This window comes from Bacteroides sp. QWL-09, from assembly GCF_058683585.1.
Genome location: NZ_CM178748.1, coordinates 2,427,699 through 2,441,852, shown reverse-complemented (window position 1 = coordinate 2,441,852; position 14,154 = coordinate 2,427,699). Strand labels below are relative to the sequence as shown.

The following is a 14,154-nucleotide window of genomic DNA, read 5'->3' as shown; positions in this document are numbered from 1 at the left end:
ATTGAGAAATCAATGACGCCCAGATGGCGGAATCGGTAGACGCGCTGGTCTCAAACACCAGTGGATTCACTTCCATCCCGGTTCGACCCCGGGTCTGGGTACTAAAATCCCCTGATAATTTATAATTATCAGGGGATTATGCTTTTGTAGCGTACTAATAGTGTACTGAGTGGCGAAAACAGGGTAATGTTCGGTAATGTTCAGAAAAGTGTGTATGTTTTATTTCTTAGGCATAAATATTTCGGTAATGTTCAGAAAAGTGTGTATGTTTTATTTCTTAGGCATAAATATTTCTCAAAAATATAATTATTCTGTTTTGATAAAAAGCTTTGATTCAAGAAAGTTGTAAATTGGATATTTAAATACATCTTTATTCATAGCCACATTGCCAAGCAATAATATCACAGAATCATAGTTTGGCATCGCACCACGCATTTTCAGCACTCTTTTAAAATCCTTATTGAGTCGTTCAATCCAATTGGTTGTATATATCATACCTCTTATTTCTCTCTCATATTTGAAATAAGTGAAATAGAATTTGTACCTTTCATGTTTATACCTTTTAAGCATGGGGTAACTCTTCACCCATTTATCTATAAAATCTAGAAATTGTTTATGTGAGCTTTCAGGGGTGGCCAAATCTTGATCCGGCCTAAATACTATCTGCATTTCAGCCGCAATTATTTTTTTATCTCGAGGTTTAATTTTCCCCAATATATTCCTCTTTAAATGCACCGTGCACAATTGGATATCTGCACCAGGAAATGCATGTGCGATAGAATTTTCAATACTAGATAAGCCATCGCATACAAATAAATTAATCTCACTAACTCCTCTTTCTTTTATATCATCGAATATATCAAGCCAGTTGGAAGCACTTTCGGTTGGGAAATTCACAATTGATAAGACCTCACGAGTTCTATCTTCTTTTACTCCTAATATTACGTAGTATGCTTCATTTGAAACCGAGTCATTGCGCCTGGTGGCAACATACGTAGCATCAATATAAACGATTGGATAACGTGCATCTAATCTACGGTTCAGCCACGCAGAAACATCTCCACGTGCCGTATCAAGGAGCCGGCTTACTTGACTCTTACTATAATGCTTACCGTAAAATTCCTCAGAGATATCACCAACTTGCTTGGTGGTCAAGCCTTGAGCGTATAAACTACAAATTAAGCGCTGAACTTCAGCTTCTTGATCTTTAAGTACCCCTAATAAAACAGGATAAAAGTTGCTCTCACGACTCCGAGGAACGCGAATCTCAAACATTTGACCGCCATGACATACTCGACGATCACGATAGCCATTACTCACATCATCAGTCTGAGAATTATAAATCTTACGCTCTGATTTCATTAATGATTCCATCCCTAAACGGATTAATTCCTGAAATCCTTCTTTACCATTTGTAAGTGAAGAAATAATTTCAGACATTTGTTCTTGTGTAAATTCCATTTCTCTTTCATTTTAGGTTACAATACAAATCTAAGAAATATTGGGATTTACACACTTTTTAAAACGCTATCAAATCTAGGAATTGTTTATGTGAGCTTTCAGGGGTGACCAAATCTTGATCTGGCCTAAATACTATCTGCATTTCAGCCGCAATTATTTTTTTATCTCGAGGTTTAATTTTCCCCAATATATTCCTCTTTAAATGCACCGTGCACAATTGGATATCTGCACCAGGAAATGCATGTGCGATAGAATTTTCAATACTAGATAAGCCATCGCATACAAATAAATTAATCTCACTAACTCCTCTTTCTTTTATATCATCGAATATATCAAGCCAGTTGGAAGCACTTTCGGTTGGGAAATTCACAATTGATAAGACCTCACGAGTTCTATCTTCTTTTACTCCTAATATTACGTAGTATGCTTCATTTGAAACCGAGTCATTGCGCCTGGTGGCAACATACGTAGCATCAATATAAACGATTGGATAACGTGCATCTAATCTACGGTTCAGCCACGCAGAAACATCTCCACGTGCCGTATCAAGGAGCCGGCTTACTTGACTCTTACTATAATGCTTACCGTAAAATTCCTCAGAGATATCACCAACTTGCTTGGTGGTCAAGCCTTGAGCGTATAAACTACAAATTAAGCGCTGAACTTCAGCTTCTTGATCTTTAAGTACCCCTAATAAAACAGGATAAAAGTTGCTCTCACGACTCCGAGGAACGCGAATCTCAAACATTTGACCGCCATGACATACTCGACGATCACGATAGCCATTACTCACATCATCAGTCTGAGAATTATAAATCTTACGCTCTGATTTCATTAATGATTCCATCCCTAAACGGATTAATTCCTGAAATCCTTCTTTACCATTTGTAAGTGAAGAAATAATTTCAGACATTTGTTCTTGTGTAAATTCCATTTCTCTTTCATTTTAGGTTACAATACAAATCTAAGAAATATTGGGATTTACACACTTTTTAAAACGCTATCGCAAGATGTACGTTAAAGGTCCTTGCACCGGGTCTCGGATGCTTACGGTATTTTTTTCTCTAATGTCCTTTCTTTTTTCCTTTCCTTCCTATAGTCACTAGGGCTGATTCCCGTTATCTGCTTAAATATTGTACTGAAATAGCGTTGATAGGTAAAGCCCACAGTATCTGATATTTCTGTAATACTTTTGTCTGTGCTCTCTAATAACTTTTTTGCTTGCTGAATTCTAATGTTATTGATATATTCATTTACACCTATTCCGGTTAAAGCTTTAATTTTATTATAGAGAGGGGTTCTGGATATTCCCAGTTCTCTCATTAATAATTTTACATCGAGATGGATATTACTGATGTTATTTAATATAATCTCATTTAGCTCTTTTAAGAACATCTCATCTAAATTATTGGTTGTAAGAGCATCGATTATCATATTATCCATTGTACCACGGCTGAAGAAGGATCGTATTTGTTCACGCATTTTCAGTTGGTTACGTAATATAGAAACTAATGTTTCCATGTCAAACGGTTTGGGCATATATACATCTGCTCCAGATTTATATCCTAATGTTGTGCTTCTTTCGTCTGTTCTTGCTGTCAAAAGAATAATAGGTATATGGCTAATACTTATATTACTTTTTATCTGATTGCATAACTCATATCCGTCCATATATGGCATCATAACATCGCTTATTATAATATCTGGCGCATCTTTCAATATCATTTGTAAAGCATCTTTTCCATTAGATGCAACATATACTTTTTTGAATATTTTAATTAATTCAGATTTTAAAAAATTCTGTAATTCTATTTTGTCTTCAACTATTGCTACTGTGTATTTTGCCATTTCCAGACCTGTTATTTCTATATTCGTTAAGCTTGTTGGAATAATGAGATCAGATTCTGTTTTTGAATCGCTCGATATTAATTCTCCATTATTGCCGTCATATGGTATCTCATAATAAAAAGTAGCCCCATTCTCGATATTATTCAAAGCCCCGATTTGACCACCTTGTACATCAATAAGTGCTTTTGCATAAGAGAGACCTATCCCATATCCATTTTTATTATGATCGCCTTGATAATAGCGCTCAAATAGACAAGATACATTGGTGTCCTTCAGTCCTATGCCTTGATCTGATACGGAAACTCTGATGAAATCTTTTTCGATTGAGGAACTTACTATGATTGTTGTATGAGGATAGCTGAACTTCAGAGCATTCATAAGGAAATTGGAAAGAACAATTTCACATTTTGACGAATCTAACATGACGTTTTTTATCTTTTCTGATAGATTATACTGAAGATTGATATTCTGATAATCAAATTCCTTTCTGAAGTCTTCACAAATTTCACGTATCCATGTATTCAATGAAATTGATGATTTTATTGCTATAATATCTATATTGCCCATTTTATTAAGGTCAAGGACCATGTTTACTATATCCCGCATTTTTGAAGCCTGTTTATACATTCCTCTTAATACGGCAATCACATCATCATTAATGATATAATCATGTTTTACATCAGTTCCAATGTTCTTAGTCTCAAGCAATCTTTTTAATGGTGCATAAATGAGAGTTAGAGGAGTGCGCAATTCATGATTCACATTCATAAAGAATTTAATTTTTTCTTCATTCATTTGTTGCTCATGATCTTTCATCTCCCACGCTAATCGTTTTTCTTTTTTTCTCAATGTATATCGGATAAAAAGATAAATAATCAGAATTATCAGTCCTAACATAGAAATGATAAATAAAGGATGTTGATACCATGGGGCCTCTACAGTGATGTTTAATAGCAAAATGGGTGTTGTCCAATTTCCCTCTTTTGTATTGCATGAAACATATAATTTGTATTTCCCATGTGGCATATGTGGCAATGAGAGACTATGTTTGTAAGTCTCAATAGGAACCATATCATACCCTTTAAGGGTATATCTGAATAGCATATCTCGGAAAATATCTGTATCAATTGATTTTATTTTTATAGCCAAGGACTTATAATCATGTTTCAATGATATTTTCTCTGTTGTTTGCATCATTCTGCCATCTATAATAAGGTCACTAAGTTTAATAATAGGTGCAATACCTTCGGATATTTTTATATTTTTCTCTACTTTTACAAGTCCTGAGACTCCTCCCATATAATAAACTGAATCTTTTTGTGAGATAATGGGAGGCGATAGTATTTCATTACCGGTATATCCATCGCTACTTCCCCATTGTGTAAACTTGTTTTTTTTATCATCATACAAAAACAACATATTCTGCGAGTTTACCCATAAACGTTTTCTATCGTCATAAAACAACATGGAAACGCCATTAAAAAGCCGTGTTTTAATACGCTTTAATTTCTTGTCGCTCATATTATAATAACTTAAACCGACCTCTGTTCCAAGCCAAATTTTATTTTCCCCATCCCATGCGGCAGTATTTATATATTCGCTTTTAGGCAGATCATATACTTTATGAATTTCCAGCTTTTGCTTCTCCAAAAGTAAAATTCTATTAGCAGATCTAAAGAAGGCCTTATCTTTATTCGCATATATAAAGCGCATTGCACCAATATTATCCTTAAGTTCCTTTATTATTAGCTTTCTGAAATTTTTTAATCTAAGATTATATAAATATGTATCAATTGATTCTATAAGAATCTCATCATCCGACATCCTATCTAGAAAAACAGCATATCCACTAAAACATTCATGGTTGTTAATTGAATTATCGACAATCATAAAAGGTTTAAAAGTCTTGGCTCTTTTATTAAAGATGCAAAGTCCTCGTTCGTAATCAGAAACTAAGAGTTCTGTTTCAGAGTATTTATTGATTGAAACGATTTTTCTTCCAAAAGAATTTTGGTAATGTGTAAAACGATCGGTCTTAGCATCGTAGCTATTTAATCCACCACCATCTGTTCCTATCCATAAAACGCCTGATTCATCTTCATACAGACAGTTAATCACTTTCTCGCTTATCCCATTCGGACTTTTTAAGCAAACGTCTTTATATGTTCGAAACGGTACGGATTGAATACTAAATAGACCATCTCTTACAGTACCGGCCCATAAATTATTCTGATGATCTGCATACAATGTCTTTATAGAATTATTGGGTAATGTACCAATACATCCCGGTTTATGTTGCAGTGAATGTATTTTATAAGGAATCGTTAAATCTATAATACTTATGCCACCTCCATCTGTCCCTATCCATAAACGATTATTATGCAAAGTCATACATAAAACGATGTCGTTTGTCATTTTAGAATTAGTTGTAGACAGATGAAATAAATTATTGTCATTCTTATCATATCCCCAAATACCTTTCTTATAAATAGAATAGTAATAATTCCCTCTACCATCGCAACATATAGCCATTACATTTTGCGATGAAGGGTTCCCCATTTTCTCGATTCTATAATCTGATAATCTAAGTTTATATAAACCTTTCATTCTATTCCTCAAAAGAAGATGCCCATTATCAAGCCTACTTATCTGATCAAAATAAAACGTTTCGTTAGAACTCCCTTTTATAGATATTTTTTTGACTTCTCGAGTCTTATATGAGTATTTATAGAAGCCATTAGCAGAAGAAAATAAAATGCCGTCGGATAATAGAATATAGGAATACATGGTATCAGTTATCAGCTGATTTTTGCTTGAGATTGACTTAAAACTATTTAATGGGGCGTCATACATAACCAAACCTTTATCCGTCGAAACCCAAATATTATTTAATGCATCTTCAAAGACATAATAAATAATATTACTTGGTAGGCTAAAGGTATTCGAATCGTCGTGCTTATATACCACAAATTCATCTTTATAGAATGTATTCAATCCCGAATTCGTTCCAACCCACATTGTTCCGTTGTGGTCCAAGTACAAGCTATTTATTGTGCCTTGAGATAAGCCTTGTTCAAAAGATACTTGCTTATAATGATAATTATTGTATCCATTAGCCCAATCAATATTTAGAAAAGAAAGAGATAACAAAAATGAAAATATATAGTAACGGTTATTCATAGTATTGGTTTTTTGAAACTTTATAGAAACAAAATTAAGAAATATATATAGTATTCGAATTCTTATAAAGGGAAAAAGGACAAGAAAGGATTTATTCAGTACAGATCCGGATGTGCTATTTAACCATTACCAATAGCTTTGCCCCCATTATAAATCTAATTAAATAATACAATGAGAACATAAAAGAGACCATCATTATCTTTAAATCAAACCTAGTTAATTAACCTTTATTTAAGAATACTCGTAGTATGAAAAAAAGAACTATTTACCTTTTTATGACCTTTCTAATATTGTCGTGTAGTTTTTGTTATGGGCAGAATACTATTCATGGCCAAGTTATAGATGAAACAGATAATCAGCCGGTTATTGGTGCCACTGTTGTAATAAAAGATACGAATGTGGGGACTACAACTGATATAGATGGTATGTTTACAATTAAAGTAAACAATGGTCAAGTGCTGACAATATCGTATATCGGATTGCAAAGTCAGAATATAACTATAAAAAATGGCAATGATCTAAACGTAAAACTAGCAAAAAGTGCAATTAATCTTGATGAAATAGTAGTCGTTGGATATGGCACAACACGTAAAAGAGATATAACAGGAGCAATTACATCATTAAAGACAGATGATATAAAAGCGGGAGTTGTAACCAATGCGGCTCAACTCATTAAAGGACGAGCTGCAGGAGTCCTCGTAAGACAAAATTCCAATGAACCTGGTGGTGGAATTTCTATTAGAATTAGAGGGGCTTCTTCTGTAAGTTCAAATAATGAGCCCTTATATGTGATTGATGGTTTTCAGACTTCTATAGGTAATCAGATTAATCCAGAAGATGTAGAATCAATAGAGATACTTAAGGATGCGGCTGCGACATCTATTTATGGTGCAAGAGGGGCAAATGGTGTGGTCATTATTACAACTAAAAAGGGCAAAGAAGGACATTTTAATATCTCTTATTCATATAATATCTCTATAAAGAAGCTAAATAATCCTTGGGACTTAATGGATGCGCAAGAAAGTATTAATTACGCCATGGATTCATGGAGAGAAAATGGTTCTGTAGGTAATGCACCATATACAGAAAAGCAGCTAGAATATAAGGGAGCAGGCACCGATTGGATTAAAGAAGCTACGCAAACGGCACAGACACAGCAGCATCAATTAAGTGTTACAGGAGGAAGCTCAAAACTTTCAATGGCTATTTCGGCTAACTATACCGATGATATGGGCATTTTAAAGAATACGGAATTTAATCGATTCAGTAGCCGTATGAATATGGGGTATAAATTGAATGAAAAGGTGCGTTTTGGTACAAATGTATATTTGTCACGTGCAAGAAAGAATTATCTGAATATGGGGACAAATGTCGCGACAGACAATATTATGTACAATCTGTTTATACAAAGTCCATTGGTAACTCCATCTGGAAAAACAGTGTTTGGCGAAGATGGTAGAAAGCCTGCGATTCTAAACGAATTGAATGATGTTGATTTTGAAAGTGTGACCAATAGTATGTATGCAACATTATTCGGAGAAGTCGATATTCTTAAGAATCTAACAGCTCGTATGCAATATACCTATGGTAATGATAATACTAAGGCACAAAAATATTATCCTAAAACAACCAATGTAGGTAAAGCCAATGAAGGACAGGCTATAATTCAAAGTGCGAAAAGTGATCAACATCAGTTAGATGCTTTATTAACCTATAATCAGCAATTAGGTAAATTGCATCACCTCAAATTCATACTAGGAGGTACATATACAAACTATGTGTCTGAAAGTAGTGGAATGCAGGCTTGCGGATTTTCAACGGACGAATTTAAGTATAATAATATAGGGGCAGGTAAAAGAATTGATTTTGTCAGTTCAGGTAAAGATAAACATACAACGTCTTCTTTCTTTGCAAAGGGTGAATATATTTTGAATGATAAATACATTTTAAATGCGTCAATTCGTGCCGATGGAGCATCTAATTTCGGTCCTAATCAAAAATGGGGATATTTCCCTTCTACTTCTCTTGCATGGCAACTAAGTGAAGAGCCTTTTATGAGTTTTGCTAAATCAATATTCTCGAATATTAAGCTTCGTAGCAGCTTTGGTATAACGGGTAATGATGGTATAGGAAACTATTTATCGCAAGTGAAATTTGCGATGGGTGATGTGTATTTGGGCGGTAATCAAATTGTAAAAGGTATGTTCCCATCTAATCCTGGCAATAAGGATTTAAAGTGGGAAACAACAAGGCAATTAGACTTTGGTATAGACTTTACTCTTTTTAATAACCGAATTGAGGTCAATTTTGATCATTATATTAAAATAACAGAAGATTTGCTTAATCCTATTTCAGTATCAACTTCAACAGGAGGATTTGAGACATTCATGGGTAATAATGGTAAAATAGAGAATAAGGGTTTTGAATTGTTTATTAAGTCTAACAATATTTCAACTAAGAATTTCAGCTGGGTAACGAGCTTTAATGCTTCATGCAATAAAAATAAAGTTGTGTCATTAAATAAGGGTGAAGCCAGATATGAGAAAGTTTCTCCACATGGTTGGTATGAATATGAAGAATATGCTTTGTTGCAAGAAGGAAAAGCTTTAAGTTCTTTATATGGCTATGTATTTGATGGAATTATTCAGAATGGTGAAACATATGCTGCTCAACCAAACTCCATTCCTGGAGATCCTAAATTTGTCGATATAGATAAGGATGGAACCGTTACAAGTAAAGATAGAACAGTTATCGGTGATGGTAATCCGGATATTATATGGGGATTAAATAACCAGTTCAAATATAAAGATTTTGACTTTTCTTTCTTCTTTGACTCTGCATTAGGAGGACAAATGTTGAATTTATCGCGTATTGTATTGGAAGACGAGAACCGTTTGTCTGATTCAAGAGATAGATGGACTCAGAATCACCCTTCAAACTCTATCCCTCGTAATGGATATAAAAAGAATGCGGGTGTAAAATATGGTTCTTATATTAACTCTCGTTTTGTTGAAAGTGCAAGTTATGTACGACTACAAAACATTGAACTCGGATATAATTTGCCTGTCAACAAGATCAAAAACTTAAAGAAACATCTAAAGAGTCTACGTCTATTCATTGGAGGACAAAACTTATTCACAATAACTAAATATTCAGGATTTGACCCCGAAGCAAGTGCTAATGGAGGCAGTGCTGTATCACAAGGCTTAGATTTCAGCTCTTATCCTGCGTATCGTACTTTTAATGCCGGTGTTAAAATAATATTCTAATACTTTTATCCTATGAAACATTTATATAAAAAAATTATTATAATATCTGTCTGCATCTTAACAACTTTTCCTATTCTTACGTCCTGTAATGACGAACTAGAGGAAGTCGTATATTCAGAACTGACTGATGAAAATGCATTTACAACAGCTTCAGACGCTTTAGCCGCTGTTAATGGAATCTATGAACCACTTAAAATGATAGGACAATCGGCTATCTTTTCTATCAATGATTTACCTACGGACGTCTGCTATAAAAAAGAATTAGATCTTGAGATACTTAATGAGGGACGTCTGAGTGGAAATGATCAAATCGCTGCTTGGTGGAATGGCAATTATAGAATTATTGGGCGTGCTAACTCAGCTATCAAACAAATATCCGAGATGTCGGACGATATGTTTGGCGATACTGAGGAAGCGGCATTATCATACAAAAGACGTTTGCTTGCAGAAGCTTATTTCATGCGTGGCTTTGCATATTATAATTTGTCCGATGTATTCTATAAAGTACCATTGATTACTGATAGTCAAATAAAAATAGATGCAATATTGCCACCAAGCCCTATTGAAGATATAGAGAAACAGATACATCATGATCTTACAGCTTCGATTGAGGATAATGGATTACCTGAATTTTTTAGTGAAAAAGTTGATGCAGGAAGAGCAACCAAAGGGGCTGCTTTAGGCTACTTATGTCGTTTGCATATGAGAACAGCCGGTCGATTACGTCTAGCAGGACAAGACGCAACACCAGAATGGAATGCAGCACTGACTTATGCAGATGATTTATTAGAAATGCGTGGAAGAGTGTACAGTTTGCAAGAACATGTTTGGGATATTTTCAATCCTTATACCGATGAAGGTTTATATAATAATGAACTTATATTTACTATTCGTTCAAATTCGGAGAGTCCATCCGGAACATCTATTATAGGCATGGAATTTACACCTTGGTCTTATGATTGTGGATGGTGCAATTTTGCATTGCCTTTAGAGATGATTTGGAAATTTGACAAGGACGATGAGCGATTAACCAAGTTAATTCTCAGAGAATTTAAGAATATATATAATAATTCCATCATCCATCGTATACCATCAAAGCCTGAAGATAAAGGAACTCTTTATCAAGAAGTGCCATATATCGTTTATGAATTAGAAGAAGGCTATACTCAAAAATATAAATATACTAAGCCACAAAGTTATAATTATAATACAGGTAATAATATGCCCTTACTGCGTTTGGCTGATATTATTCTTTGCAAGGCTGAAATATTGAATGAAATTAATGGGCCAACACAAACTGCAATAGATCTTATAAATGAAATAAGAGAAAGAGCATTCCAAAATCAAGCTCATAATTTGAAGCTAGATGATTATGCCACTAAAGAGAATTTACGTAGTGCTATTTGTGATGAACGCTTGTTTGAATTAAATACGGAAGGGGTTAGACGGACTGATTTAATAAGAATGGGACTATGGAAGGATCGTATGGATAAACATATCGCTGATATAAAGTACACGACACTATGCTCTGAAGAAAGTGCATTAAAATTGACTGGGAAAAGACCCGACAATAGCGCTATCTGGAAAGTCTACCCTCAAGACTTGAAGGAAAATGATATAAGGCGCTATTTCCCTGCTCCAAAGAGAGAGCAAGATTTGAATCCAAGCCTTAGCGAATGTAGAAATTTTTAATAGGTATATCCTATAACAAACTTAAAAGCTTCCGATATTAACTTAACACACTTTTATCTTAATCAATCGGAAGCTTTTAAAATTATAAATGATTATGAAACTACGTTTTTTAATATTATGGGTATTTGCTTTCTGTATGCTTTCTTCATGTGATGACGATGCATCAGAAAACAATTTTGCAGAATTTATGGATTCTGTAACCTCGTCAATCGATACGGAAAATGCACTAAGGGCAAACGTTCTTATGAATTTTAAGAGTTCTTCATCTTTTTACATTGAGTATTGGGAAGAAGGTGATGTTGAATCGATTCTAAGAACAAAAGAGCGTGAGGCCTCTGGAGAGACCAAACAAACTCTTATCTTCCTTAAAGAAGAAACTACATATAAGTTTTGCGTCAATATAAAGCAAGGGGAGAAATATGTCAAATCGGATGTTTATAGTTTTACAACAAAGTCTCTTCCAGATGAGGTTTCATCATTTATCATGATAGAAGATGAAACGACTGAGAAAATTCCAGGATATTTGCTTTGTGTATGTAAAAGAACTGATACACTGTCTTTGCTTGATACGGAGGGAAATGTTGTGTGGTATCAGATCTTCAATGACACAGACCTGAGAGTTTCATCATTTGATCCAATACATCAAACTTTTCAATGTATTGTAGGTACAAATGCCAATCGCAATGTTGGCAATGGCATTGCTGTTATGGATCTTTATGGTAATATCTTATTTCATAAAGATTTTCCGGATTTATATCCACACCATGATGTTAAACGCATGCCTGATGGAAATATAATATTTGTGGGTAATGTTCCGCAGACGTTTGACTTGACTAGTCAAGGAGGAGGCAGCGAAGATGTCGTATGGGGAGATGGAGTTAATATAATAAATATGAAAGGTGAAATTGTATGGCAATGGAATTGCTTTGAGGTTATGGATCCCACAAAAGAACTTAACCTGGAAGAAAATCCCAATAATAATCCATGCAAGGACTGGCTTCACGCTAATAGCTCTAGTTTTGATAGCAATGGAGATATTTATGTAACATTCAACTGGTTAAGCCAATTATGGAAGATTGATAGAAAGACAAAGAAGTTGATTTATAGGTTAGGGAAAAATGGAGATATTAATATCCCAGAATCATCGTATATGAGTGGTATACATGATTCACATCCAGTAAATCCTGATAATGTTATGGTTTTTGATAATGGCTTGCGCAAGACAATATCGAGAGTACTTACTTTTAATATAGATGCTATCAATAAAACAGCCGAAGTTACAACAAACGTAGATATACCTGAATCTTATAAAACACCATATCAAGGAGGCGCATCGATTATCAGTGACGATTTGTTAGTAACAAGTTTAACTCAAAGTTTTGCTATCATATTTAGTGATAAGAAAGGAACAATACGTCGTATTCTGAAAACTAGCTATCAAGCATACAGAGCTGATTACATCAAACCTTTTGATTATTAAAACCAAACATTCTAATTTATATTGAAATGAAAATTTTATTCACTCTTATTATTTTATCTTTTTATCTCGGTTCTTCAAACTTATATGCTCATTCATTTAAAGGAAACGATGAAAATATAAAATATGTGGGACGAACGATCTCAAATTCAAACGGTGATGTATCATTTAATTGGATAGGGACTTATTTGGAAACATATTTTACAGGAGGAGACTTCTCTTTAAGAATTTCGGAAACCGGAACTAGTTATTATAATATTTCCATTGATGATAAATTACAAAGAAAAATAAAACTATCGGGATTGGATACAATTGTGAATGTTGTGTCGGATTATAATAAGAGAAAACACAAAATAAGAATTCAAAAATGTACCGAAGGGGTTTATAGTAAAACAACAATCCACGAAGTAATACTATCTAAGTCAGGATTGTTGAGTAGGCAGCCTCCTAAGGTAAAAAGGCATATTGAGTTTATAGGCGATTCTTACACATGCGGTTATGGTGTGGAAAGTAATAATTATAAAGATCCATTCAGTTTAGAAACCGAAAATTGTGGCCTTACGTATGCTGCTGTTGTAGCAAAATATTTTGATGCAGATTATACATTAATTGCACATTCAGGCAAAGGTGCAGCAAGAAATTATGGTGATTCGGTGCGGATTTCCAAAGAAACAATGAAAGATCTTATGATGAATGTTTTTGATACAATTGATACCTGTAAATGGGATGGGAAAGGCTATAAGCCGGACTTAGTAGTCATAAATTTGGGTTCCAATGATTTTTCGCTAGAACCTCATCCTTATAAAGAAGAATTTAAACATTCTTATATTCAAATTATAAATCAGGTAAAAACGCTATATGGTAATGTAAAGATATTATGCATTTTTCCTCCTACAATTCAGGCTCCAGTATATAACTATTTTGAAGAAATCGTATCAGAAAAGAACGATGGTACAATATATCTTTTAAAACTCAAACAAGATCTTTTCAATATGGAAACAGATTTAGGTGCTAACTGGCACCCTGGGCGATATGGACAAAGGAAAACGGCCATGTGTATTATTCCATATATCTCCACTATAGTAGGGTGGGAAATCCAAAACGAGTAAAAATGAAATACGTAAAACATGAACCATACATTTTCGTAACTCTATAAAGGTACCCTTTAATGGGATTGTTTCAATTCATATAAATGAACTAAAAACAATCCCATTTTTCAATAAAAAG

The 14,154-nt window shown here is 34.0% G+C and carries 6 protein-coding genes, 1 tRNA gene and 1 pseudogene; 5 read left to right on the top strand and 3 right to left on the bottom strand.

Features of this window, described 5'->3' with window-relative positions; genetic code table 11:
• Window positions 1-17 precede the first annotated feature (17 nt).
• Window positions 18-101: transfer RNA gene (locus tag AC4PG5_RS09690), tRNA-Leu, on the top strand.
• Window positions 102-306: 205 nt separating this feature from the next.
• On the opposite strand, the gene AC4PG5_RS09685 is transcribed toward AC4PG5_RS09690, so the two are convergent.
• The 3 genes and pseudogenes from AC4PG5_RS09685 to AC4PG5_RS09675 form a co-directional block, all read right to left on the bottom strand.
• A complete protein-coding gene (locus AC4PG5_RS09685) occupies window positions 307-1,461 on the bottom strand; it encodes an IS256 family transposase (RefSeq protein WP_492028566.1) in 1,155 nt (384 codons plus the stop codon).
• A 67-nt stretch (window positions 1,462-1,528) separates the two neighbouring features.
• A pseudogene (locus tag AC4PG5_RS09680) lies at window positions 1,529-2,395 on the bottom strand (IS256 family transposase); the annotation flags it as partial.
• Window positions 2,396-2,508: 113 nt separating this feature from the next.
• Complete coding sequence (locus tag AC4PG5_RS09675) at window positions 2,509-6,489, bottom strand: two-component regulator propeller domain-containing protein (protein WP_492028695.1); 3,981 nt, start codon at window positions 6,487-6,489, stop codon at window positions 2,509-2,511.
• Between the two features lie 248 nt (window positions 6,490-6,737).
• Between AC4PG5_RS09675 and AC4PG5_RS09670 the strand changes: the two genes are divergently transcribed.
• The 4 genes from AC4PG5_RS09670 (at window position 6,738) to AC4PG5_RS09655 (ending at window position 14,036) form a co-directional block, all read left to right on the top strand.
• The gene (locus AC4PG5_RS09670) at window positions 6,738-9,758 is read left to right on the top strand and encodes a SusC/RagA family TonB-linked outer membrane protein (protein ID WP_492028694.1); all 3,021 of its coding nucleotides are present in this window, start codon (window positions 6,738-6,740) and stop codon (window positions 9,756-9,758) included.
• 12 nt (window positions 9,759-9,770) lie between these two features.
• Entirely contained in the window at window positions 9,771-11,450 is a 1,680-nt protein-coding gene (locus AC4PG5_RS09665) for a RagB/SusD family nutrient uptake outer membrane protein (protein ID WP_492028693.1), read from the top strand.
• A 94-nt stretch (window positions 11,451-11,544) separates the two neighbouring features.
• Window positions 11,545-12,930, top strand: coding sequence for an aryl-sulfate sulfotransferase (locus AC4PG5_RS09660; protein ID WP_492028692.1), 1,386 nt, complete (start codon window positions 11,545-11,547; stop codon window positions 12,928-12,930).
• Between the two features lie 26 nt (window positions 12,931-12,956).
• Window positions 12,957-14,036 carry an SGNH/GDSL hydrolase family protein gene (locus AC4PG5_RS09655; RefSeq protein ID WP_492028691.1) on the top strand — a complete coding sequence of 360 codons (1,080 nt, stop codon included), beginning with the start codon at window positions 12,957-12,959 and terminating at the stop codon, window positions 14,034-14,036.
• Window positions 14,037-14,154 lie beyond the last annotated feature (118 nt).